Here is a 24134-nt window from a genome sequence, read left to right as displayed (position 1 = left end):
CCTACAGGCCCGACAACAGCGGCGGTAAGTCGGCGATCGAGTCAACGACGTACGCCGGTTGCATCGCATATTGATCGGCCGCCCACCTATCAAGCGTGTCCTGACGGAACTTGCCGGTGCGCACCAGCACGCCCGTCATGCCGACAACCTGGGCGGCCAGCACGTCCACATGTAGGTCGTCACCCACCATCACGACTTGATCCGGCTCGCACCCCATCCGCTCAGCAGCCAGCTGGAACCCGGCCGGGGCCGGTTTGCCCACCGCGACGGCCTTGCGTCCCGACACCTGCTCCATACCCGCCAAGTACACACCGGTATCGACGCGCAATCCCTCGCGGGTGCTCCACATCGCATTGCGATGCATCGCGACCACCGGAATCCCCTGAGCCATCAGGTCGTAGACCCGGCTCAGTGCGACGTGATCGAACTGCGGACCGGCCCCGCCAAGAATGATCACATCGGGATCGTCGGAGAGGGACTCGACGAAGTCGACTCCGGGCATATCGGCGGTGATGTCGCCATCATTCAGCAGGTAACACCGCGCGCCGGGGTGCTGGGCGATCACGTGGTCGGCGGTCAGCATCGCGGCGGTAATCACCTCATCCGCGGGTACCGCCAGCCCGGCTGCAGTGAGCAACTCCGCGATCTGCACCCGAGTCCGCGAGGTGGTGTTGGTCAAGAAGCAACGACGAACATCCTCGCTCGCCAGCACCTTGAGGGCCTCCGCAGCACCATCGATCGGCTCCCACGAGGTCACCAGGACCCCGTCGATATCGAAGAGCACTCCGCCGACGGTCATAACGCTAGTTTCCTGCCATGCGGTGAGCACCGCACGCTGAGGGCCCACCGTGGGCACATACGCAGCAAAAACCCCTGCATGCGGTATGCGCGCGGCGATCGGGCAATAATGAGCCGATGCGTTCCGTCGCCGAACACCAGCAAGTCGTCGCCGGATTGATCCAGGCGCCATCGCCCGTGCGGATACCGGTCGGCGCGGCCGATCGGTTGGTCCTTGCAGCCGATGTCATCGCGCCACTGAATCTGCCGATGTTCGACAACTCGGCGATGGATGGGTATGCGGTCCACCGCGGCGATCTCGCAGGGGCTTCGCCCACCCATCCCGTAAAACTGCCCGTCACCGAGGACATCCCCGCCGGGCGCACCGACGAGCTGACACTCAAACCCGGCACCGCACACCGAATCATGACAGGTGCACCGCTGCCCGCCGGCGCCACCGCGGTGGTGCCCGTCGAGGTCACCGACAGTGGCACCGAGATCGTGACCATCACCGGCGAACCCCGTGCCGGGCAACACATCCGATCTGCCGGTGAGGATGTGCAAGCCGGCGATACCGTGCTGTACGCCGGTACCCGCCTCATGGCGCCGGCGTTGGGTCTGGCGGCGGCACTCGGACTCGAAGAGCTCACCGTGCGCCCCCGGCTGCGGGTGGTCATCGCCTCTACCGGCAGCGAGTTGATGCCCCCGGGCACCGATCTCAAGCCCGGACAGATCTACGAATCCAACGCCGTCATGCTCGCCGCCGCCGTACAGGAGGCCGGAGCCGACGCCGTGGTGGCACCGACTGTCGCCGATGACGTCGAACAATTCCTGTCCGTGCTCGACGAATTCGGTGCGCAGGCCGATCTGGTGATCACCACCGGCGGGGTGAGCGCCGGAGCCTACGAGGTCGTCAAGGATGCGCTCACGAACGCTGGTGTCCAATTCGTCTCGGTGGCCATGCAGCCCGGTAAGCCACAGGGCTCCGGACACGTCAACGGCGTTCCGGTGCTCACCCTGCCCGGCAATCCCGTCAGCGCGCTGGTGTCGTTCGAGGTATTCATTCGCGAGCCGTTACGGGCGGCCATGGGATTAGATCCGGCGCGGGTACGCCACGAGGCGGTCCTGACCGACCCGATCTCCGCTCCCCCAGGTAAGCGGCAGTTCCGTCGCGGATGCTGGGATGCCGGCAATGGCACGGTGAGGGCAGTCGGACCTCCCGCATCGCACCACTTGCGGTGGCTGGCGGCATCGAACTGCCTATTGGATATCCCGGAAGACGTCACCCAACTGGCGGCGGGCACAACAGTCAGCGTGTGGAATCTGAGCTGATGACGGGCATTATCAAGGGCATCCTAGCCACTGTGTCGGTCGTGCCGTCCCCGGCGCATCGGCCGCATCACTAGGATGGTCCGGTGGCAAGACGCCCCCGCCCCGTAGGTTCAGAGCCGGATTCCGGCATCCCGCATATCGTCGAACTCTTCCGCTCGACCATCCCACCGATCCATCCGGCAGGCCTTCCGTTCATCGCCGGGGGACTGGGGCTGGCAGGTCTCGGGTTCAAGAATCGTTGGATTCGCGGTACCGGGCTGGCGCTCGCCGGCGCGTGCGCCGCATTCTTCCGGCATCCGGCGCGTATCCCACCCAACCGCGCCGAGGTGGTGGTAGCCGCCGCCGACGGCCAGATCTGCCTGGTCGACCGTGCCGTGCCGCCGGCCGAGCTCGGGCTGCCTGCCGAACCGCTCCCCCGCATCAGCATCTTTCTGTCGGTGTTCGACGTCCACGTTCAGCGGGTTCCGGTCGCCGGTGAGGCGACTGCGGTCATTCACCGCAGCGGGCAGTTCTTGTCTGCCGATCGCGCCGAGGCAAGTGTCGCCAACGAACGCAATAGCGTGCAGATTCGCACCCGCTCCGGGCACGATGTGGTGGTGGTGCAGATTGCCGGGCTCATCGCGCGTCGGATCATCTGCCACGCCAAGGTCGGCGACCAGCTGTCCATCGGCGATACCTACGGATTGATCCGATTCGGTTCCCGGGTGGACACATATCTGCCTGAGGGTTCGAAAATTCTTGTCCAGCCGGGGCAACGCGCCGTCGGCGCCGAGACCGTGCTGGCCGAGCTGCCCTCCTCGACAGATAACGCGTAAGCGGCTCAGCCATGACCCAAGCCGCATTCTCGAAGCGCCCCGTGCACATCCGGATCCTGCCGAGTGTGATGACGGTGCTGGCGATCTGCGGTGGCCTGTCGTCGATCAAGTTCGCGTTCGACGGAAAGCCGTACATCTCGCTGACGTTGATCGCCGCCGCGGCCATCCTCGACGGTCTCGACGGCAGGATCGCCCGACTGCTGGACGCGACGTCACGAATGGGCGCGGAGATCGACTCGCTGGCCGACGCGGTGAATTTCGGTGTTGCCCCCGCAGTGGTGCTGTATATCTCGATGCTGTCGGATACCCCTACCGCATGGGTCTTTTCACTCCTCTACGCGGTATGCATCGTGCTGCGGCTGGCTCGCTTCAACACGCTGCTCGACGACGATTCCCAGCCCGCGTTCACCAAGGAGTACTTCGTCGGGGTGCCCTCTCCCGCGGGAGCACTGATGGTGCTCGCCCCACTGGCCGCCGTCCTGCAGTTCGGCGACGGATGGTGGTCGTCGGTATGGGCGATATGCGCGTGGATGGTCTTCGTGTCCATGCTCATCGTCAGCCAGATACCCACCGCCGCCATGAAATCCGTCTCGGTACCGCCGCGCATGGTGGTTCTACTGCTCGCACTGGTGACGGTGGCCGCCGCCGGGCTACTGCAGTACCCCTATGTGCTGCTGCTCATCCTGATCGTCGTCTACCTGACACATATCCCGTTCGCCTGGCGCAGTCAGCGCTGGGTGGCGGCGCGGCCCGAATCCTGGGACGCCAAGCCCAAAGAGCGTCGTGACCTTCGCCGCGATCAGCGCCGAGACCAGCGACGCGCCTTCCGGCAGGCCGCGCTGCCCAAGCGGCGCACCGCAGAACGCCTGGGCCTGCGCCGTCCCGGCAGGCCACGCTAGGAACGCATGAGCGCATATCCGGATGCTCTTCGCCCTACTGGCTCATCGCTGACTCTCACCGCTCGCCTCAACACATCGGCTGTCGACTCACGGCGCGGTGTAGTTCGGTTGCATCCAGAAGCGATCGCCGCGTTGGGCATCCGGGAATGGGATGCCATATCTCTGACCGGATCGCGAACGACGGCGGCCGTCGTCGGGGTCGCACCGCGCTCAGTTCCGGCCGGCACTGCCTTGCTCGACGACGTCACGCTGTCCAATGCGGGGCTGCGTGAGGACGCGTCCGTCATCGTCACCCCCGTGACGGTGTACGGAGCACGGTCGATCAGCGTGAGCGGTTCCTCTCTTACCACCCAATCTGTTTCGTCCGCGACACTTCGGCTCGCACTGCTGGGCAAGGTGATGACCGTCGGGGACACCGTTTCGCTACTGCCACGGGACCTCGGCCCCGGAACATCCACATCGGAGGCGACGACATCGCTAGCCCGCTCTGTGGGCATCACCTGGACCTCCGAGCTGCTCACGGTGACCGCCGTGGATCCGGCCGGTCCGGTCAGTGTGCAGCCCAATTCTCTTGTCAGCTGGCAGGGCTCGACCCCGTTGAGCCCCACCCCGCAACCGGCGCTGGCGCGGCCACCGGAATCCGCCGCCGATACGGCTCCGCCTCCCCAGCCGCCCGCGGCGGTCTCCACAGAGGATCTCAGGGGCTCGCAGGCGCAGGCTGCCCGGCTCGCCGAGTGGCTCAAACTCGCCCTCGATGAACCGGGCCTGCTGAAAACACTTGGCGCACAACCAAATCTGGGTGTGCTGATATCCGGCCCAGGTGGGGTCGGGAAGGCAACGTTGGCCCGCGCGGTCTGTACACCGCGCACACTCATCGAGCTGGACGGACCGGAAGTAGGTGCCACCACAGCGGACGGGCGCCTCAACGCAATACGCGGAGCCGTGAGCCGCGTCCGGCAGTCCGGCGGAGTCCTGCTGATTTCCGATATCGACGCGCTGCTGCCGGCCACCGCAGAGCCCGTGGCGACACTAATTCTCGCTGAATTGCGTTCTGCGGTGGCTACTTCTGGGGTCGCATTCATCGCGACCACCGCCCATCCCGATGCTATCGACGTTCGGCTGCGTGCTCCCGAGCTGTGTGACCGCGAGCTCGGTCTGAGCCTGCCCGACGCGGCCACCCGCAAGTCACTACTCGAAGTTCTGTTGGTGAAGGTGCCGTCGCGAGACCTTCAGCTCGATGAGATCGCGGCACGGACACCGGGTTTTGTGGTGGCCGATCTGGCCGCACTGGTACGCGAGGCCGCATTGCGGGCAGCGGCGCGGGCCAGCGAGAAGGCCAGCGCACCAGCTCTGGACCAGGCAGACCTCGTCGGCGCGCTGTCCGTGATCCGTCCACTGTCTCGGTCCAGTACCGAGGAGGTGGCCATCGGTTCGATAACCCTCGACGACGTCGGCGACATGGTGACCACCAAACAGGCACTGACAGAAGCCGTTCTGTGGCCCTTGCAGCATCCGGACACCTTCGAACGCCTAGGCGTGGACCCGCCCCGCGGGGTGCTGCTGTACGGACCGCCCGGCTGCGGAAAGACCTTTGTGGTGCGTGCGCTGGCCAGCTCCGGGCGGTTGTCCGTGCATGCGGTCAAGGGCGCAGAGCTGATGGACAAATGGGTCGGAGCCTCCGAGCAGGCGGTCCGCGAGCTGTTTCGGCGGGCGCGCGATTCGGCGCCTTCCCTGGTGTTCCTCGACGAGGTGGATGCCCTGGCACCCAGGCGCGGGCAGAGCTTCGACTCGGGAGTCACCGACCGTGTGGTGGCGGCCCTGCTTACCGAACTGGACGGGGTGGAACCGCTACGTGATGTGGTGGTGCTCGGCGCCACCAACCGCCCCGAGCTCATCGACCCCGCGCTGCTGCGCCCGGGCCGGATGGAACGCCTGGTGTTCGTCGAACCCCCGGACGCTCAGGCCCGCAAAGACATTCTCAAGACGGCCGCACGCGCGGTCCCGCTCGATACCGACGTGGATCTGGACGCCCTCGCCGCCGAACTCGACGGCTTCTCGGCTGCCGATTGCGCCGCGTTGTTACGCGAGGCCGCGATGGCGGCGATGCGACGATCCATCGACGCCGCAGACGTCACCGTCGCCGACGTCGAGACCGCGCGCGCCACGGTGCGCCCGTCGCTGGATCCCGTGCAGGTGGCATCCCTGCGCGCGTTTGCTGACAACCGCTGAAAAGGGTTGCGTCGCGCCAATCGTCAAGTGCCCGTAAACGGTGTTGGCGTACGAAATGCCGCCGGGGCGCGGGTCGAACCAGCTCCCCGTGCTGTCGCCAACTTTTTCAGGGGTCGGTGACAGCCATCCTCACGTCATCACTCGAAATGCCTTCTGCAGTCATACAGCACTTTGCATAACGACATCTGACCGCCAGAATCGAGACGCTGCCTGCCAACCTTGTGGGACTACTACGACTACTACTACTTGTCGCGGTGTCGGAAACGTTCGAGTTCGTCGCGCAATATTTCATCCAACACGGTGGGACGGGCCGCGGGCGCTCCGCTATTTTTTATTACATCGCGCACCGTTTTCAGCATCGATAATTCTGACTCGACATCAGCTGCGGTGCGGCGATCTGTCTGTGCGTGCGAGGGGTAGGCACAGCAGCCGTCGCACTCATGCACCGCTAACGTCTCGTACCCTTGCGCCAGCCACAACATGAACTGGTCCGGGTCAGGATGGGCCTGCCCATGTTCACAGACCCGGTCCAGAACGTCGGTTGCCCGCCACCGCTGCGGCCAGTCCCGCATGTGGTGGCCACTGGGATTGTGGATCACGCAATCCATTCCCATGCAATCATCGAGCGAGTGTGAGCCAGCGAACCGGTCCATGCGTCTATCGTCGTCCTTGCATCGTTATATAGCAAGTTTGGTGATGCACGTGACCAGCGTAGTCGCCACCCAATCACGGTTCCTACATAATGACCTGGTGGATGATCCGTTTCATGGCCAGTTCGTCGACGTGCCTCACGCGCAGGCATTCGCTGACGCAGATCCGGCCGTGACTCTTACGCTAAGCCGCATGGACGCTCTGGCTGACACTATCAGCCAGGTAACAGCCAGCACTCTCCAGGCAATCGTCGGGATACGAGATCAGGCACCCCACGAGGTGGCAGTACACCTGTTGCTGGCGGGCACTGCGACGATCATGACCGCACACCGACAGTCGTTCAAGATCATGGGCGAACACATGAGTGTCGCTATCAGCGCCATAGCGGGAGCATGGAAAAACTTCGGAGCCACTGGCAAATGGTCAACACCACCGCACCTGACACCGTTGGCGACCACTAAACCGGCTCTTCTCATTGAGCTGGCGCCGACTCGCGCTCTCAAGACAAACGAAAACATCAATGCCGCCTACACGGACGACGTCATTGACCGTGTACGCCGGGTCGGCGACAGCTTCGCAGACACCGCGCGTCACGCATTCACCGAATTCGTATGCCACGAACTACCTGTTGGCGAACTTGTTGATGCCATTGACGTGACTGCGATTGAACACACACGCCTTGTCGCCGATCTGACCCTCGCGCTCCGGCACAATCTGCGCCAGTTCGCCAACTCCGTCGAGACCAGCTACCAATACCATCAGGCCACCGGCCTCTGGGCTGCCCCATTGGTAACTATGACGACCGTGGCAGCACACGACACACCTGTCCACACCTCAACATGGGAGCGCAGGGGAGAGTGTGGGGAAGCAAGCGTTACCGCGCCCACCGGAACACCACCAACGCCATTGGTACCCCGCCTCGCGCGTCCTGACCGCGTAGCGACGCAGAACTGCGGGTTACCGTGCGCGAATCATCCGCTCGCGGACAAGATGCACCATCCGATCAAACCTAGCGGCAGCCTTGATTAATCCCTTCCCGCACCATAATCGGGTTGGCCGGTTAACTAGATGCGTAGTGATCGCACCTATCTCTCTCGCTACATGCCCTACATAGCGCTAGATGAAGCGGTCTGGCACAGCTGCTGCATATGTTTGCTACTCAGTACGGTCGGAGACCTAACAGGAACGTCGAATCTTCGCCCCGTAAACTAGACACCACGACACCCCGCCCAATAACCGATAGACGGGAGTGCCTTTGCTTGCCATTCTGCTTGCCCACGCACTTGCGGCCGCGATGGCGCCGCTACTTGTGGCGCGCGCTGGCCGACTGGCGTTCTATCCTCTTGCCCTGGTCCCCTTAGGTTCGCTGATCTGGGTATTGGCGAGATGGCCGGGCGAGGGTACGGACGTCCGCGTGGACATTGCGTGGGTGCCCGAGCTAGCGATGGACATCGCACTGCGCTTCGACTCGCTGGCCGCGATCATGAGTGTGCTGGTGCTGGGCATCGGATCGATGGTGCTGTTCTATTGCGCGAGCTACTTCCGTCATCGCGACGGGCACACCGAGCCGCGATTGCCGAGCTTCGCTGCCGAGCTGGTGGCATTCTCCGGCGCCATGTTCGGCCTGGTGATCAGCGACAATCTGCTGCTGCTCTACATCTTCTGGGAACTGACGACCGTGTTGTCCTTCCTCTTGGTCGGCCACTACGCGGAACGGCTTGCCAGTCGCCGCGCGGCGGTGCAGGCACTTCTGGTGACCACCGCCGGTGGACTGGCAATGCTGGTCGGTGTCATCGTGCTCGGTCACGTCGGTGGAAGCTTCCTGCTCTCCGACCTCATCGCGCACCCACCGTCGGGTATGGCCGCCAGCGCCGGTCTCGTGCTGGTGCTGATCGGTGCCCTGAGCAAGTCCGCCATTGTGCCCCTGCATTTTTGGCTTCCGGGCGCCATGGCGGCGCCCACTCCTGTCAGCGCCTACCTGCATGCCGCGGCCATGGTGAAGGCCGGTATCTATCTGTTGGCCCGCCTGTCGCCAGGGTTCGCCGAGGCGACACCGTGGCGGCCCATCGTGCTGGTGCTGGGCATCGCCACCATGATCCTGGCGGGTTGGCGCGCCCTGCGCGAGTATGACCTCAAGCTGATCTTGGCCTTCGGCACGGTAAGCCAACTCGGGTTCCTGGTGGTTCTCACCGGAACGGGCGATCCCGACATCCTCTTGGCCGGGCTTGTCATGCTGTGCGCGCATGCCTTGTTCAAGGCCGCACTGTTCATGGTGGTGGGAATCATCGACCACACCGTCGGTACGCGCGATATCCGCAAGCTGGCCTGGCTGGGACCGCGCGCACCGTCGCTACTCGTGATCGCCGGGCTCGCCGCGGCGAGCATGGCGGGGGTGCCACTCACCCTGGGATTCGTCGGCAAGGAGCTGGCCTTCGCGACGGTGCTGCATAGCCAGGTGCTCGGTTCGGCCGCGCCCTGGGTGCTGGCCGGGATCGTCGTCGGTTCGATGTTCACCATCACCTACAGCATGCGGTTCATGTGGGGAGCTTTCGCGCGCAAGGGTTTACCCGAACCCAGCGCCCGCGTACAGGCCATGCATGCTCCGGCCGCTGTCTTCCTGGTGGCTCCCGCGCTACTGTCCGTGGCAAGTATCGCTGCCGGCATACTGCCCGACTGGCTCAACTGGGCACTGGGCAGCTACGCCGATCCTGTTGACGCGCATATTGCGATCTGGGAGGGCTTCGGAACACCGCTTCTGCTCACCGCGCTCGCCTTCGCGGTCGGCATTGTCGCGTTCTTCTCACGGGGCCGCCTGCGCAGAGCACGGCTCGCCGTCAATCCGCTGGGCAATGCCGACCGCGGCTACGACGCGGTACTGCGCGGAGCCGATGTGCTGTCTCAGCGACTGACCGCACTCACTCAGCGGGGCTCCATCCCGTTCACCCAGGCCACCATTTTGGTCACTCTGGTCATGCTGCCGACGATCGTGCTGGCCCTCGGGGCCCGCGACCAACCACACCTGAAACTGTGGGATTCCCCGCTGCAGGGAGTGGTGGGATTACTGATGCTTGCGGCCGCCATCGGTGCGACCGTCATGCGCAACCGTTTGGCGGCGGTGCTACTGGTGGGCATCACCGGTTATGGGACGGGCGTCATCTTCGCGCTACATGGTGCACCAGATCTGGCGCTGACGCAGTTCCTCGTCGAGACCCTGACCCTTGTGATCTTCGTGTTGGTGCTGCGGGCCTTGCCTGCCGAATCAGATGTGGAGCAAGCCAATAGGTTCCGGCTGCCCCGTGCCGTACTCGCGATCGCGGTCGGATGCACGGTCACCACTCTCGGGGTGTATGCGATGGCAGCACGACGCGATCGCCCGATCGCCGACCTGCTCCCCGACGCGGCGTATCTGCGCGGGCACGGCGCCAATACGGTGAACGTCCTGCTGGTGGATATCCGCGCCTGGGACACTCTGGGCGAGATCTCGGTGCTGCTTGTTGCCGCGACGGGTGTTGCCTCGTTGATGTTCCGGCACCGGCGTTTTGGCAGGGCCCCTCGAGTTGGGGATGAGTCCCCCGCAAGCGGGAGACACCCCCAGCTCGGGCGAAGACCATTAACCGACGCGGCAGGTCAACCGGATGTCGTGGTGGCATCAGGGGTCTGGTTGCGCGGCAGCGAGCTGCGCGATCCCAAGCACAGGTCGCTGGTACTCGAAGTGGCGACGCGGCTGATTTTCCCGCTCGTGATGGTGCTTTCGTTCTACTTCTTCTTCGCCGGGCACAACGTTCCGGGCGGAGGATTCGCCGGCGGCCTGACGGCCGGGCTGGCACTCGTACTGCGTTATCTCGCCGGTGGCCGTTACGAGCTGGGCGAGACTCTGCCATTCGATGCCGGCAAGATCCTCGGTCTCGGACTGGCCTTCTCCGGGGGTACCGCCCTAGCCTCGATTCTGCTGGGCGCGCCGGTGTTATCTTCGGCCACAATCCAATTCGACATGCTCGGGTTTGGCCATGTCAAGATCGTGACTGCGCTGTTCTTCGATCTTGGCGTGTACCTGGTGGTGGTTGGCCTGGTGCTCGATGTGCTCCGCAGTCTGGGCGCGCGCCTGGACGTCGAGCTCGAAGAATCTCCACGCGCCCGGACAGGGGTGCGCGGATCGTGACCAACCTCGGACTGCTCGTCATCATCGGCGCCCTCACGGCGTGCGGCGTGTACCTGATGCTGGAACGCAACCTGACCCGCATGGTGTTGGGTCTGCTGCTCGTCGGCAATGCGGTGAACCTCCTGATCCTTACGGTGGGTGGCCCGTCCGGCAATCCACCGATCATCGGACGGCAGTCCGATGGCCGAACCACTGTGGCGGATCCCTTGGCCCAGGGCATGATCCTGACAGCGATCGTCATCACCATGGGTGTTGCGGCTTTTGCCCTGGCCCTGATCTATCGCATGTTCACGCTAGAGGCCGATGACGTCGTGGATGACGACGCCGAGGACGCGCGCGTCGCCCACGAACCGCCGGAGCCCGTCACCGACGATCGGGACGAACACCAGGGGGAATCCGCATCTGTCGATGAGGATTCCCCCGCCGAACTCGATGCCCTACCGATGGGTGAGAAGTCATGAGTGCCATGACTGTTCTCACACCGCTCCCGGTCCTCATCCCGACGGCGGCGGCCGCGCTGACTCTGATCGCGGGCCGCCGCCCACGATTGCAACTCTTGATCACCGTCACAGCCTTGACCACGGTGCTCGGGGTCTGCGCCGCGCTGCTCTACCTGGCCGATCGCGACGGCACCTTCGCGTTGGCCGTCGGCGGCTGGGGGCCGACCGAGGAGAAGCTGGGACCTCTCGGAATAACGCTTGTGGTAGATCGCCTTTCGGCGCTAATGCTGGTGGTCTCGGCCATCGTGCTGCTGACGGTGGTGCTGTACGCGGCGGCTCAAGGCATTCGTGACGGTGACGAGCGCCAGCCGGTGTCGATCTTCATGCCCACCTATCTGGCGCTGTCGGCCGGCGTGTGCAACGCCTTCCTGGCCGGCGATCTGTTCAACCTGTACGTCGGTTTCGAGGTGCTGCTTGCCGCGAGCTTCGTGCTGCTGACCATCGGAGCCAGTGCCGACCGGGTGCGTGCCGGCATCTCGTATGTGATGGTCTCGATGATGTCCTCGGTGGTCTTCCTGCTGGGAATCGCGTTCGTGTACGCGGCAACCGGAACCTTGAACATGGCGGAAATAGCGGTCCGCGCAGACGGCATCCCGTCGGGTACCCGGATGGCGATCTTCGCGGTGCTGCTGGTGGGTTTCGCCATCAAGGCAGCGGTCTTTCCGCTGTCGACCTGGCTACCCGACTCCTACCCCACCGCACCGGCACCCGTGACGGCGGTCTTCGCGGGCTTGCTCACCAAGGTGGGCGTGTACGCCATCATTCGTGCGCATTCCCTGTTGTTCCCCGGCGGTGTGCTGAACACGGTACTGCTGGTGGCCGCCCTACTCACCATGATCGTCGGCATCCTGGGCGCCATTGCCCAGAGCGATATCAAACGACTGCTGTCCTTCACTCTGGTCAGCCATATCGGGTACATGATCTTCGGTATCGCGCTGTCCAATGAGCTCGGTATGTCCGGGGCTATTTACTATGTGGCACACCACATCATCGTGCAGACGACGTTGTTCCTCGTGGTAGGACTCATCGAACGGCAGGCCGGGGCATCGTCGCTGAACCGTCTGGGGGGCCTCGCCGCCGCAAGTCCCCTGCTGGCCTTCGCATTCGTCGTCCCGGCACTGAACTTGGGTGGCATCCCACCGTTCTCGGGTTTCATCGGCAAGGTCGCACTCCTGGAGGCAGGGTCGCTGCAGGGCTCGGTGCTGGCGTGGAGCCTCGTGGCCGGAGGCACGATCACGAGTCTGCTGACCCTGTATGCAGTGGCCCGCGTCTGGACCAAGGCGTTCTGGCGACCACGCGCCGACGCACCGGAGGGCGACCTCGCTGCGGCCTCACCGTCCGCACTTCTCGACGATAGCGAAGAGATCGCGTTCGTGGACCGAGCCGACGTGGGCCGGATGCCGGCGGGGATGCTGGCTCCCACGTTGGGGTTGATCGCGGTCGGGGTGGCGCTGACCGTCTTCGCCGGACCCATCATGGGGATCAGCGATCGGGCCGCCGCCGAGGTCCGTGACCGCACGGTGTACATCAGTGCCGTCCTCGGGGGTGGACCACGATGAAAAGCCTGGTAATGCACGGCCCTCGCGAAATCATCTTGCGGGCTTGGATTTTGGTATGGCTGATGCTGGTGTGGACGATGCTGTGGGGCAACTTCTCGGTCGCCAACACCATGACCGGACTGCTGGTGGCACTGGCCATCACAGTCCTACTACCGATGCCGCGGATGCCGGTCGAGGGCCGTCTGCATGTAGTGTCGATGATCGGCCTTGCATTCACGGTCGCGTACTACCTGGCGCTCTCGAGTCTGCAGGTGGCGTGGTTGGCGATCAGACCCGGCCCGCCACCGTTGAGTGCCGTACTGCGAGCACAGCTTTCGGTGAAATCTGATCTGGTGATGGCCCTGCTGCTCAATACGCTGACGATCATCCCCGGCTCGGTAGTCCTGGAGATAGACCAAGAACGCCGACTGGCGTACGTGCACGTGTTGGATGTGGGTTCGCCGAAGGCGGTGGCGAGCTTCTACACCCAATTACGCCAACTGGAACGACTCTTCATCGCAGCCTTCGAGCGCGACACCGATTGGCATCCCGAAGATGGCACCGTCGACGAGTCCGAGACGAGGGCCGGGACATGAGCCTCCTATGGCATATGGCCGCGGTGCTGCTCATCGCCGCGGCCACCGTCACGATGTACCGGCTGCTCGCCGGACCCAACACTTTGGACCGGCTCGTCGCCGTGGACACCCTGGTGGCCGTCACGATGTGTGTGCTGGCCGCATGGGCCGCCTACAGCCTCGATTCCACTGTGCTGTACGGCATGGTGGCGCTGTCGCTGATCAGTTTCCTCGGCTCGGTGAGCGTGACGCGATTCCGGGTGCCCGACACCGCGATCGATCTCCCTGACGAGAGGAGGTAACCGCGATGAACACTTTTCTCGACGGAATCTCCGGTGTACTGGTGTTGTGCGGTTCGGTGCTGGCCCTCACCGCGGCGATCGGCGTGGTGCGCTTTCCTGACACGTTGGCCCGCATGCACGCGGCGTCTAAGCCGCAGGTGCTGGGACTGCTGCTGGTCCTGGCCGGCGCCGCGCTGCGGCTTCGCGGGCACGCCGACGTCAGCATGATCATGCTTACCGGGCTGTTCACCATCATCACCGCCCCGGTGGTCGCACACCGGGTGGCACGGCTCGCGTATCACGAGCGGAGCGTCCGCGACGACCTGATGACGACCGACGAACTAGAGCGTTAAGCGAGCCGGGGCACTATCTGCGCGTGTTCCGACGATTCCAAAACGGGGCCGCAGACACGTTGGCCGTCGGCTCCCCGCGCGCGGGCCATGCCTTCGTCTGGTGCTCCGCAGCGAAACAGCTCGGCAATTGGTCATCGGACTGCCCAAGTGTCGCGGACGGCGCGCTGGTCGATGGCTCGCCTGGATAGGCGGGAGGTAGGGGATCAGGTACGGGATCTGGAACGTAATACGACTCGTGTTCCACGCTGGGGACCACCGGAATCGGAATCGTTACCGCTGTGTCCTCAAATTCGTAGCCGCCGGCCAACGGGAGGTGCGGAGCCCGCCGCCGCACACGACTTGACCTGCGACGAAACACAGAACCTCCCGATATCTCACCTGAAGTATTCCACCTGGCCCTCGTAGAAAGAGCCGCTGAGGACATCACGGCAACCCGGCCCTACCAAGTATCAGCCAAAGCCCGAGTTGTCTGCCAACTGGCCGAAGCCCCAATTGACATGGCTAAATACTTGGCCGCTGCCTACCCAGGTAATTGCCACAAGTTTTCCCAGAGTTCGGATGCACTTCCCAAGCTACTCAGTTGAGCCATCAGTCTGGGGGTGCATTCACGCGTTACCCCTGCTAGCCTGGAGCAAAGATTTGACCGTCAGGAAAGGGAGGGACCATGGGGGACATGAAGGTAGTGCCTGTCGGTTTGGAGGCGTTCGCGGGCGTCCAGGAGGGCGCAGCAACAGCCATCACCACCGCTGGCTCGGTGAATGCGACCGGCATGATGAGTGCTGCGGCGGCCGCAGTGGGGCCGATCGGCGCCATCTACCTGGCCGCGTACGGCCCTGCGCAGGCGGTCAACCTCGCCGGAACACTACTGCTCGGAGCGGTGCACGCAGGTACCGGAGTCGGCACCGTGGTCTCCAAGGCGTCCTACGTCGCCGTCGACTCCGAGCTGTAACTGGCGACTACGCGCGACCAGCACTTAAATCCTATGGCTGATGCAAACCCATCGTCACCGTCGGATTCCTCTTCGGTTGGCCCCTCACTCCAGGTAGCCCAACAGGTGCCGGGATACGACCCGACACCGCATATCAATGCGCAGGAGCAGGGCCTGGCGGACTATCTCAACATTCCTGTCCATGAGGTGCTGACACAGCTGGGCATCCAGCCCCCGCCCCCCGGTGCTCCGCTCTTGCCTCAGACCCCGGGCGTGCCCGCTGCTGGAGCCGCAGGGAGTCCGTTCAATCCGGGATCGATGATCAAGCCTGTGACCGATGCGCTCGGCACTCTCGGTACGGGGAAGTTCGACGAGGGATACGACCCTCCGAAAATGTACGACGGGATATCCAAGACTTTCGAAACCACGGGGCAGGCGGTGCAACAAGCCACCAGCATGCTCGGTGGCATCTGGCAGGGTCTCGCGGGAATTGCGACGATGGCCAAGTCGTTGGAGGCTGTGCTCAACGGCGTCGAGGTAGCCCTGCAATCCAGTGGAATCGGCGGCAGCCTCACCTCATCTGCTACGGATGTGACGCAAGCCGAAACTCGGCTTATGGAAATCCTGCACGAGTGGGAGGCCAAAATGGCGGCACTGACGCCTGGGCTTCCCTGGACCGCACCAGGGATTGCCGAGGCGTGTACCCAGGCTGTTGAAATGGCCGTTCAGTGCATGACCGAACTACAAAGTTCGCTGGGCGCCGAGTCCGGGATCGTTTCGGCGATCGGTGCTCCGCTATCGCTCACGTCAATACCGCAAGCCGGTTCCCAAGCCGTCTCCCCGGTCGTTCAGATGGCGAGCAGCACGGCGTCGCAGCTCTCATCGCTCCTTGGCAACTCGACGTCTGGGGGTGCCGGGCGCTCCGCCGGTGCCTCTCACGGCATGACAGCCAGGCCAGTGATGAAGGGGGCCCTCACCGGATCTTCAGGCCGCGCAACTGGTCTGACCCCGAACAGCAATCTGTCCAATTCCGTGAACAACGGTGGAGGACTACTCAGGGGAGGACTCGCCGCACCGCCCGGGTCGAACTCAGCCGCGCCTCGTGCCGCTGCGGCAACCCCTCCTGCCAGTGCCGCACCCGCCAAGGCACCAACAGGTGGCGGCATGGTGGGCCGCGCGGAGAATTCTCGAACCGCCAAAGGCGGAAGTGCGGGAGTCGGATCCAAAGCCGGTGCGGGTAGTGACGATTATGAAACCGCCTCATTCCTGCAGACCGCACTTCAGGGCGCTGAGGTAGTCGGCGACCAGGGAACTGCTAGTCCGGCGGTTCTCGGAGACGAAGTGGCTCAGGATGAGCCCGGAACAAATCCGCCGAAGTAGTTTCTCGCTACCCGCCCGGCCGTCCGGGCGTGAACATCGTGCCGTCCCATCGCCGCAGGGGTTCTTGCTGTAACGCAGCGAACCGCTGTGAAAACTCCGCGTTGACGAACTGCTGGCGCTGTAGAACCAGTTGCGCTGCGGCGGAGGCTGTTTCCAGGACGCGCTGAGCAAGCAGATCAGGTCCAAGACGCTGGCCCTGGCTCGTTATCTTCAGGCCCGTCATGGCACCGTGCGCATCAACCGTGACCTTGACCGACTGGTCCTGACTACTGACCTCCACGGACGTCGACTGGCTTTCGTCGTTCATCGCATGAAGCAGGTCGCGCTGCTTTCGCATTCGCGCGACCACGGAATCTGCCAGGCTTCTCGTTGGCTCAGTCATCCGCGAACTGGGCTTCCTCAGCATCGGACAACTGCTGTTCGGTCGCTAATCGCAGGCTTCGACATACCGATGCTGCATACGGCGAGCCCTCGAATTGCTTACGGCGTGCGACCTGTTGGCGCATCGCAGAAAGCTTGCACAACTCCAGGATAGACTGCGCGAGAAGTTCTGGAGGCTTGGACATTTCGCTAGCATCGAGCTTGAGCCTGATCGGCAGCCCTCGTTCATTGGCGAGAACCACAATACTGTCGTTGCGCGACGACGCGATGAAGTGAGCGGGCACTTGGGGCATTGACATCTACGTTCTCAATTCGATCAGTTCCACCTGCGCCGCGTGTCGCGCCCTCCGTGTTGGAACCCATCGGCCACCGCGGCCGCCAGTTCCGTGAATGCCATTCGAGTCTTTCTACCCATCAGATCCAACGAGATCTCTGAGCCCTCCGACAGATGGTTGTCGAACGGGACGATGTGCACCGCGCGGGCCCGGGTGAGGAAATGTCGGCTCAACTGTTCCAGGTCGACCGACGATGCACCTGGCCGCGATGAGCTGATCACCACCACCGACTGCCGTACCAAATGCGAATAACCATGATGATCAAGCCAATCCAGCGTCGCCAGCGCACTACGGGCACCGTCGATGGCTGGGGATGTGACCAGCACAATGGCGTTGGCTTCGTCCAGCACTCCGGCCATCGCCGAATGCATCAGCCCAGTGCCACAGTCGGTCAGGATGATGTTGTAGAAGCGCTGCAGTATGCGCATGACCGCGCGATAGTCGGCCTCAGAGAACAGCTCGGACGCCGCCGGATCACGTTCGGAAGCAAGTATTTCAAGCCTGCTCGCACTTTGCGAAGTATGTCGCCGCACGTCCGAGTAGCGATGAATATCGTTGTCCATGAGCAGATCTCGAACCGAAGAGCGTGTCTCGTCAGGTCCGCGCTGAGCGAGCGTACCGAAGTCCGGATTGGCATCTACCGCGATCACCCTGTCACCGCGCAATGACGCGAAGGTCGCACCGAGTGAGAATGTCGAAGTCGTCTTACCGACGCCCCCCTTCAGCGACAGAACCGCAATACGGTAGTCGCCGCGCACCGGAGCGTTGATGCGCTCGATAAGTGCGGAACGGGTTGTCTCCTCTGACGATTCACCGGGGTTGATAGCGCCGCCGGACAACCGGTGAACAACCTTGCGCCATCCCGATTTTGGTAGTGGCTTGACAGACCGGATCAACCCGAGCTGATCAACCGACGGCCCCTGTGAGCGGTGGTGTGGCGCCTGCTGGTAGGCCATCGTCTCCGGCTGCGCCGTCGTGAAAGGGGTCGCAACGGGGACATGGGGCGCGTGCCCATGCACCGGCGGGGCCGTCACAGGAGCGTTCCAATCTGCACGCGGGAAGGCTGGCGGCGGTGTGCTTACCGAGGACGGCGGGGGTGCCGAAGGCTGCGGCGGCGGCCCTTGCGGGGCAGGTAGCGGCCGCGGCGGCGGGATGAACGGTGCGGGAGCGGTCTGAGGTGGCTCTGGTGCCACATTCACCGGCGGCTGCGCACTCACGACATGAGGTGCGAACTCTGTCTGCGGTATCGGTACATCGAGCGGTTGACTCGACTCTTGCGGTCCGACAATCGGCGCCTCTAGCGTCGGCTCATTGACCTCGGGCGGGGCGAATCCCCCGTCTCGCTGCGGCGCCGGTACCACTTCAGGCTCTGAGACCTGGGGGTCAACGTTGCCTCGACTCGGCGGGGGTACGTAGTAATTATGATGCGGCACAACAGGATTTACCGGCTGCTGATACTGCTGCGGCGGCGGCTGATACTGCGCAGGGCCCGGCGGCGCCTGCTGAGGAGGAGGCGCCGGCTGCTGATACTGCTGCGGCGGCGGCTGATACTGCGCAGGGCCCGGCGGCGCCTGCTGAGGAGGAGGCGCCGGCTGCTGATACTGCTGCGGCATTCCGTATGCGCTGAGCGGATCAGGCTCCCACGTAGGCGCCAGCGGGCGCTGATGGCTGCGCTGACGACGACTCAGCTTGGGCGCCTTGGGCAACGGGGGTGGCGGCGTTGGCGTGAGCGTCGGGAAGTAGTCGGCGCTCGGGGGTACAAAGTTCTGAGCCTGCTGCTTAGCGGCCCGACGGCGCGGCGCACGCCCCGAGTCCTGGCCTAAGCCGTCGGGAATCGGCTCGCGCCACGGGCCACTCGTCGGCGGACCATCACCCTGATTATTGGGTTGCTCAGCCATGGCGGATCACTTGGCCAGCATCCCAAGTACGTTGGCGAGTGCCGAACGCATGTCGGCCGCCTCGATACGCATCAACGCACTCTCGTCAAGATCTTCTAAGCCTGCCCCATGCTCTTCACTGAGCCTGAATTCCCGCTCCTCCTCCGCGGACTCGATGACATTTCGAACGAAACGGCCATTACCGGCGAGGTCGATGTTCCGGCGCGCCTGCCCGGCCTGGTCTACCGACTCGCCGTCGTACAGACTTGTGCATGCTCCTACCAGCTCGTTGTACGCCTCTTCGGACAGGTCCGAATCACGCGCCTTGGCGATAACCCGCCCGATGTCACCCAACTCTGCCGACGTATACGACGCGAACCTGATCCGCTTGGTGAAGCGGGATGCCAACCCATCGTTGGAGGCCAGGAAACGATCGATCTCACCGTCGTATCCCGCGATGATCACCACGAGGCGGTCACGATCGTTCTCCATGCGTGCAAGCAGAGTGTCAACAGCCTCGCGGCCGAATGCGTCTCCACCCGACAAACCGGTCTGAATAAGCGTGTAGGCCTCGTCGATGAACAGCACTCCGTCCATAGCGCTATCGATCAGCGCATCCGTCTTGATGGCGGTGCTGCCCAGGTGTTGCCCCACAAAGTCCTGCCGCTTGGCCTCCACCACTGTGGGTGTCTTGAGAAGACCTAGACCACAATAAGTTTGGGCGACAACTCGGGCAATGCTGGTCTTACCGGTTCCTGGGGGGCCGGTGAAGGCCAGGTGCAGGCTACGTGAGGCGGCGTTGAGCCCCTTGTCTCCGCGTATCTTGGCCAGCTTGGCCGCCGAACGTAGCTTGGCGACCTGAGTCTTGACCTCTGCCATGCCAATCTGGCGATCCAGTTCCTCCTGCGCGGCCTGCAGGTATTGATTGTTGCGCTCTTCCAGGCCCTCTGCATCGATCTGGTCACCGGTACGCGCCGTGCTGGGATCCCATTTGTCGGTACGCGAGTCGATGATCTCTTGACTTGTGATGATCAGCCGGTACTTCGGGTCGCGCAGCGCGGCCGCGTTGGCCTCGAATCCCGGCTCCTCGCTGTAAAGCCGCTCAAAGATGACCCGCGCTTCGTCCTCTTTACCCATCTCTCGCAGGGTCAGTCCCTTGCAGAATTCGGCGGCCCGCTTGGCAGCAGGAATTGGCCCTTCGGCGGCCTGGTCAAGGCGCCGAATCCCCTCGCCGAAAAGCCCCATCTGTGCGCAAGCCGAACCGACCATGAGGTGCGCGCCCGCACCAATGTACGAATCAGTAAACGAGGCTGAACTAGCCAGTGCGGTAAGGACATCCGGCCAACGCTGTGTAGTGAAGTGCAGAACTCCGCGCATGTAGGCACAGATCTCCTGCGCGTCCTTGTTGCCGTCAGCCATCCGCGCCCGGCGCTTGTCCAACTCATCGAGCACATGTTCGGCCTCGCCGAAGTCCTTGCCCCCGATCAGGCTTGCCGCATACGCCAGCCAGACCTCGGTGAATGTCGCCAGGGTGTAGTTGATGTAAAGACCAGTTTCGAAAAGCCCGGCCAATGCCCGAGGCTGCAACCCCAACCTGCGTTGTTCACGGAACATCGATGCTTCGCTGGTGCGGTAAAGGTTGAAGAACACCTCGGGGCTGGTATCCCCCGCCGCGGCGCGGCCGAGCCAGGCGTCACACATCTCGGCGTCGTATTCGGTCGCGCGTTGGAAGGCAAGCTTGGCGTACTCGACATCGCGATCGGTCTCCAGTCCATCGATCGGAATGCCAAGCGAGAGCACCCCCGCGTCGAACACCCGCTGAGCGTCCCTGCTGTCAACCATGATGTTTCCCTGCCTCTTTCGTATTACATTTGCTGTTCGCGCGTGCGCAGCCGAGAAAAGTTTTCCGCGATCGCCCCGGCCAAGCCCAGATACGCCTCATTGGTGGCCGGGCCCAATAGATTGAAGTCGACATCAGCACCCTCAGCGAGGTGCGGATCGAATGGCACCAAGTGGATGGACCTACAGCGCGCCTCGAAATGCTCGTACACCTTGTCGAGTTTGATACCGGCCGACCCGGGTCGCGAAGCGCTAAGCACCACATGAGCCTCTCGGACGAGGCCTGAATGTCCGTGCTGCATCAACCAATCCAACGTCGCCGAGGCACTGCGTGCCGCATCCATGGCTGGCGAGCTGACTAACACAATGGTGTGCGCAAGGTCCAGCACGCCAGTCATGGCCGAGTGCATAATGCCTGTCCCGCAGTCAGTCAGGATTATGTTGTAGTACCGCTGCAAGATCTCGATCGTGTGGCGGTAGTCCACCTCTCCGAACGCCTCGGATACTGCCGGATCCTGCTCACTGGCAAGCACTTCCAAACGGCTCGTGGCCATTCTTGTGTGGTTGCGGACGTCAGCGTAGCTGTTGATGTGGTCGTCGTTGAGCAGGTCACGCACCGTGGAATGGGTCGACTGGTTACGAACACGCTCAGCCAAAGTGCCGCGGTCGGGGTTGGCATCGACGGCGATAATGCGGTCGGTACGAACCGTGGCAAAGGCCGACCCGAGGCCCAGTGTGGTGGTGGTTTTTCCCACCCCGCCCTTGATGGATAGAACCGCAATCCGATAGTCACCGAGGATCGGCTGCCGGATACGCGCGAGCAAGTTTTCACGATCTCGATCCTTGCGAGAGTCGCCGGGGTTTACATGTCCCGCACTGGCACGATGCACTGCGCGACGCCAGCCGGACCGCGGGGCATGCAGACCACGGTTAATAATCGCGGCTTCATCGAGCGAAGGAGGCATCCGATATGCCTGTGGCGCTTGATAGTTCGCAGGCGGCGCGTTGAACTGGGGTGGAGGCACGTGGCCGGGCGGCAGAGGCGGCGCCTCCTGGTGTATCGGATACACAGGCTCCGGTGGTTGTTGCTGTTGTTGCGGCATCGGCGCAGGGACCCAACCAGGTGGCGGCATCTGGTTGACCTGTTGAGGCAGCGGACCCGGCGGAGGCTGTCCGTGCCCCCAAGGCATCTCGCCACCTGGCACCTGCAATGCGGGAGGATGCTGCCCGGCATACGGATCCGGGCCTTGCGGAGGGGCAGGCATTGCGGCTGGCTGAGGTCCCTGCTGCTGCGGCGGCCATGGCTGCAGTTGTTCTGGCCCAGGCGTCCAGCCGGGAGGTGGCACATGCGCCGCAGGCTGCTGCGGCGGTACGTAGTACGCGGGACCCGGCGGGGGTTCGACCACCGGTGCTTGCTGCACCGCGTTTGGGATCTGCCAAGGCGGCGTCGCCAACCTCCGGCCAACCGGTCGAGGTGGTCGAGTCTCTTCGCGTGGTTCCTGCACTGCATCAGGTACCGAAGGCTCCTGCAGTCCAACAGATTCAGGCGTTACAACTGGGGACGGCACATTGGCCTGTTGGAGCTCCGGCGCCGCCGTCTGCTCAGGTTCCGCGTGTGCCACCCACACGGATTCAGCGGACTGCTCCGATACCGCTTCGGCGGCAGCTTCCGCTTCCCGCGCTTCCCCGACTGAAGCGTCCGATTCCGGCTCAGAGACCACCGCAACAGGATCAACCTCCACCGGCCGTGGCTCCCAATCGTGTTCCACCGCCGAAACTTCCACGACCGAATCGGTCACAAGATCCACCGATTCCGACGTGATGGGCTCGGACTCGGGAACCGTGGCCTCCGCTTCGGACTCTGGAACGAACGGCGGCGGGGCCGCTATCGCTGACGCGAAGTTTTCCGAATTCTGCTCAGCGTCAACCTGATCCACCTCGACATCAGGCTCGCTAATCGCGGCAATATCTCTGTTGAGCTCTGCCCGCTTGGCTTCGATCCGTTGAAGCAATGCCGCCGCACGTGCGTCGATATCGTCAGCCTCATTGCTCCGAGGAATCTCGACTGGCGGCAACTGCGCGAGGGCTGGCTCCGGTTCCGGCACAACAAGCTCGGGCTCTGGCTCCGGCTCCGGCTCCGGCACAACAGCCTCGGGCTCTGGCTCTGGTTCCAGCACAACAAGCTCAGGCTCCGGCTCCGGCTCCGACACAACAGCCTCGGGCTCTGGCTCTGGTTCCAGCACAACAGCCTCCGGCTCCGACTCCGGTTCGCCATTCTTCACTTCACCGTGTGCCGCATGCCGCGAGCGCGGTGGCTCATGTACATCCGGTGCACCGACAGCCGTCGACTCCTCGTCGCGAGCAAACGGAACCGGCTCAGACACAGCCGGTTCCGGATCGCCCACAAAGATCAGTTGCTCAGGGGGAATGAACTTCCTCGGCTGACTCTCGTCCACGCCCGACTCCAACGCGGGCCTACTCTGCCGGACCGCTTCCGGGATGCTCTCGTCGAGCCCCATCTGTCGTAGCTTGGCCTCAAGTTCGCTGAACCGAGAGAACGGGTCCGATCCGACCGACCCCTCTGGAGCCTCGGAGGCCGGCGCTGGCGGTGCAACGAACTTGGTGGACATCACTGGTTCAGAGTCAGGTGCCTCCAGCTGCGATATTGACCCGACGACAGGCGTAGCTGGCTCCGGGGTGACGGCTTCGGCCGCGACCACCTCAGTGGACCAGTCGTCCAGCTCCCTCAGCGATTCGGACTCAAGTTCGGTGACTACCGGCGACGCTTCTGGCGTCGGCGTGGGCTGACTGGCTCCGGCTGAAGGTGTGTTACTCGGTTCAGGAAGTGGAGGGGGTGTCTGTAGCTCCAAGGGAGTCGACTGCGTGACGATCTTTGGTGGCGCTGAATCTGTTTCGGGCCCTGCGCTTTCCGATTCCGGATCCACCCGCGCTGGTTCAACCGGCTCGATCTCGGCAGATTCCGAACGTGCCGGAACGAAGTAGTTCTCATCTCCGCGCTTGTTTGCCGAGGCGTCAGCCTCCTGCTCCTCGACCAAACGTTTTGGTGGCGAGCCGTTGCCCTTGTCGGGCTTCGGCGATGATGCCGCTGACGCCGGTATTGCCGGTGTCTTCTCACGGCTTACCGGGGTGGCTTCGGGTTCCGATTCAGCTTTGCGGCGACGCCTGAACAACCCCCTCCGATGATCATCCTCTTCGGGCAGCCACGGAGGACGGACGGGAGCAACGCGGTCCTGCTTGGGCAACGTCCCCCTCCCCTTCCTCAAT

The 24134-nt window shown here is 63.6% G+C and carries 19 protein-coding genes; 13 read left to right on the top strand and 6 right to left on the bottom strand.

All coding sequences use genetic code 11. The annotated features are described in order from the left end of the window. Window position 1: 1 nt before the first annotated feature. Window positions 2-799, bottom strand: a complete 798-nt coding sequence (locus AC5Y5C_RS07075; RefSeq protein ID WP_499970678.1) for an HAD-IIA family hydrolase — start codon at window positions 797-799, stop codon at window positions 2-4. 116 nt (window positions 800-915) lie between these two features. On the opposite strand from AC5Y5C_RS07075, the gene moeA reads away from it, so the two are divergent. From moeA to AC5Y5C_RS07010, 13 genes are all read left to right on the top strand, one after another. After that, window positions 916-2109 carry a molybdopterin molybdotransferase MoeA gene (moeA, locus tag AC5Y5C_RS07070; RefSeq protein WP_499970391.1) on the top strand — a complete coding sequence of 398 codons (1194 nt, stop codon included), beginning with the start codon at window positions 916-918 and terminating at the stop codon, window positions 2107-2109. A gap of 83 nt (window positions 2110-2192) precedes the next feature. After that, window positions 2193-2924, top strand: a complete 732-nt coding sequence (locus AC5Y5C_RS07065; protein ID WP_499970389.1) for a phosphatidylserine decarboxylase — start codon at window positions 2193-2195, stop codon at window positions 2922-2924. Window positions 2925-2935: 11 nt separating this feature from the next. Further along, window positions 2936-3823 (top strand): CDP-diacylglycerol--serine O-phosphatidyltransferase, encoded by an 888-nt coding sequence (pssA, locus tag AC5Y5C_RS07060; RefSeq protein WP_499970387.1) that lies wholly within the window; start codon window positions 2936-2938, stop codon window positions 3821-3823. A 6-nt stretch (window positions 3824-3829) separates the two neighbouring features. After that, a complete protein-coding gene (locus AC5Y5C_RS07055; protein WP_499970385.1) occupies window positions 3830-6052 on the top strand; it encodes an AAA family ATPase in 2223 nt (740 codons plus the stop codon). 570 nt (window positions 6053-6622) lie between these two features. Beyond that, window positions 6623-7732, top strand: coding sequence for a hypothetical protein (locus tag AC5Y5C_RS07050; protein ID WP_499970383.1), 1110 nt, complete (start codon window positions 6623-6625; stop codon window positions 7730-7732). Window positions 7733-7958: 226 nt separating this feature from the next. Beyond that, window positions 7959-10862: a Na+/H+ antiporter subunit A gene (locus AC5Y5C_RS07045; RefSeq protein WP_499970381.1), complete on the top strand. Its 2904-nt coding sequence runs from the start codon at window positions 7959-7961 to the stop codon at window positions 10860-10862. Next, complete coding sequence (locus AC5Y5C_RS07040) at window positions 10859-11323, top strand: Na(+)/H(+) antiporter subunit C (protein ID WP_499970379.1); 465 nt, start codon at window positions 10859-10861, stop codon at window positions 11321-11323. Before AC5Y5C_RS07045 ends, AC5Y5C_RS07040 begins: the two co-directional genes overlap by 4 nt. A 5-nt stretch (window positions 11324-11328) precedes the next feature. Then, window positions 11329-12921 carry a Na+/H+ antiporter subunit D gene (locus AC5Y5C_RS07035; protein ID WP_499970676.1) on the top strand — a complete coding sequence of 531 codons (1593 nt, stop codon included), beginning with the start codon at window positions 11329-11331 and terminating at the stop codon, window positions 12919-12921. Continuing rightward, on the top strand, window positions 12918-13496 hold the full coding sequence (locus AC5Y5C_RS07030; protein ID WP_499970377.1) for a Na+/H+ antiporter subunit E: 579 nt from the start codon (window positions 12918-12920) through the stop codon (window positions 13494-13496). Before AC5Y5C_RS07035 ends, AC5Y5C_RS07030 begins: the two co-directional genes overlap by 4 nt. Next, window positions 13493-13777 (top strand): monovalent cation/H+ antiporter complex subunit F, encoded by a 285-nt coding sequence (locus AC5Y5C_RS07025; RefSeq protein ID WP_499970375.1) that lies wholly within the window; start codon window positions 13493-13495, stop codon window positions 13775-13777. Before AC5Y5C_RS07030 ends, AC5Y5C_RS07025 begins: the two co-directional genes overlap by 4 nt. 5 nt (window positions 13778-13782) lie before the next feature. Beyond that, on the top strand, window positions 13783-14109 hold the full coding sequence (gene mnhG, locus AC5Y5C_RS07020) for a monovalent cation/H(+) antiporter subunit G (RefSeq protein WP_499970373.1): 327 nt from the start codon (window positions 13783-13785) through the stop codon (window positions 14107-14109). A gap of 673 nt (window positions 14110-14782) precedes the next feature. After that, window positions 14783-15058: a hypothetical protein gene (locus tag AC5Y5C_RS07015; protein WP_499970372.1), complete on the top strand. Its 276-nt coding sequence runs from the start codon at window positions 14783-14785 to the stop codon at window positions 15056-15058. Between the two features lie 105 nt (window positions 15059-15163). Further along, entirely contained in the window at window positions 15164-16417 is a 1254-nt protein-coding gene (locus tag AC5Y5C_RS07010) for a hypothetical protein (RefSeq protein WP_499970370.1), read from the top strand. Window positions 16418-16424: 7 nt separating this feature from the next. Here the strand turns inward: AC5Y5C_RS07010 and AC5Y5C_RS07005 are convergent, their stop codons facing one another. From AC5Y5C_RS07005 to AC5Y5C_RS06985, 5 genes are read right to left on the bottom strand one after another with little or no spacing between them, the layout of a single operon-like run. Continuing rightward, window positions 16425-16754 (bottom strand): YbaB/EbfC family nucleoid-associated protein, encoded by a 330-nt coding sequence (locus AC5Y5C_RS07005; protein WP_499970368.1) that lies wholly within the window; start codon window positions 16752-16754, stop codon window positions 16425-16427. Between the two features lie 37 nt (window positions 16755-16791). Next, window positions 16792-17097: a hypothetical protein gene (locus AC5Y5C_RS07000; RefSeq protein WP_499970366.1), complete on the bottom strand. Its 306-nt coding sequence runs from the start codon at window positions 17095-17097 to the stop codon at window positions 16792-16794. A 17-nt stretch (window positions 17098-17114) separates the two neighbouring features. Then, on the bottom strand, window positions 17115-19031 hold the full coding sequence (locus AC5Y5C_RS06995) for a MinD/ParA family ATP-binding protein (RefSeq protein ID WP_499970364.1): 1917 nt from the start codon (window positions 19029-19031) through the stop codon (window positions 17115-17117). A 6-nt stretch (window positions 19032-19037) separates the two neighbouring features. Then, the gene (eccA, locus tag AC5Y5C_RS06990; protein WP_499970362.1) at window positions 19038-20852 is read right to left on the bottom strand and encodes a type VII secretion AAA-ATPase EccA; all 1815 of its coding nucleotides are present in this window, start codon (window positions 20850-20852) and stop codon (window positions 19038-19040) included. Between the two features lie 23 nt (window positions 20853-20875). Next, window positions 20876-24112, bottom strand: a complete 3237-nt coding sequence (locus AC5Y5C_RS06985; protein ID WP_499970360.1) for a MinD/ParA family ATP-binding protein — start codon at window positions 24110-24112, stop codon at window positions 20876-20878. Window positions 24113-24134 lie beyond the last annotated feature (22 nt).

Source organism: Mycobacterium sp. NGS15, assembly GCF_059813245.1.
This window is presented reverse-complemented; position numbering and strand designations above follow the sequence as displayed.

What these genes read in the sequence shown, in the direction of transcription:
- AC5Y5C_RS07075 (WP_499970678.1), bottom strand. Translation starts at nt 799, where the DNA reads ATGACCGTCGGCGGAGTGCTCTTCGATATCGACGGGGTCCTGGTGACC.
- moeA (WP_499970391.1), top strand. Translation starts at nt 916, where the DNA reads ATGCGTTCCGTCGCCGAACACCAGCAAGTCGTCGCCGGATTGATCCAG.
- pssA (WP_499970387.1), top strand. Translation starts at nt 2,936, where the DNA reads ATGACCCAAGCCGCATTCTCGAAGCGCCCCGTGCACATCCGGATCCTG.
- AC5Y5C_RS07055 (WP_499970385.1), top strand. Translation starts at nt 3,830, where the DNA reads ATGAGCGCATATCCGGATGCTCTTCGCCCTACTGGCTCATCGCTGACT.
- AC5Y5C_RS07050 (WP_499970383.1), top strand. Translation starts at nt 6,623, where the DNA reads ATGTGGTGGCCACTGGGATTGTGGATCACGCAATCCATTCCCATGCAA.
- AC5Y5C_RS07035 (WP_499970676.1), top strand. Translation starts at nt 11,329, where the DNA reads ATGACTGTTCTCACACCGCTCCCGGTCCTCATCCCGACGGCGGCGGCC.
- AC5Y5C_RS07030 (WP_499970377.1), top strand. Translation starts at nt 12,918, where the DNA reads ATGAAAAGCCTGGTAATGCACGGCCCTCGCGAAATCATCTTGCGGGCT.
- AC5Y5C_RS07025 (WP_499970375.1), top strand. Translation starts at nt 13,493, where the DNA reads ATGAGCCTCCTATGGCATATGGCCGCGGTGCTGCTCATCGCCGCGGCC.
- mnhG (WP_499970373.1), top strand. Translation starts at nt 13,783, where the DNA reads ATGAACACTTTTCTCGACGGAATCTCCGGTGTACTGGTGTTGTGCGGT.
- AC5Y5C_RS07015 (WP_499970372.1), top strand. Translation starts at nt 14,783, where the DNA reads ATGAAGGTAGTGCCTGTCGGTTTGGAGGCGTTCGCGGGCGTCCAGGAG.
- AC5Y5C_RS07005 (WP_499970368.1), bottom strand. Translation starts at nt 16,754, where the DNA reads ATGCGAAAGCAGCGCGACCTGCTTCATGCGATGAACGACGAAAGCCAG.
- AC5Y5C_RS07000 (WP_499970366.1), bottom strand. Translation starts at nt 17,097, where the DNA reads ATGTCAATGCCCCAAGTGCCCGCTCACTTCATCGCGTCGTCGCGCAAC.
- AC5Y5C_RS06995 (WP_499970364.1), bottom strand. Translation starts at nt 19,031, where the DNA reads ATGGCTGAGCAACCCAATAATCAGGGTGATGGTCCGCCGACGAGTGGC.
- eccA (WP_499970362.1), bottom strand. Translation starts at nt 20,852, where the DNA reads ATGGTTGACAGCAGGGACGCTCAGCGGGTGTTCGACGCGGGGGTGCTC.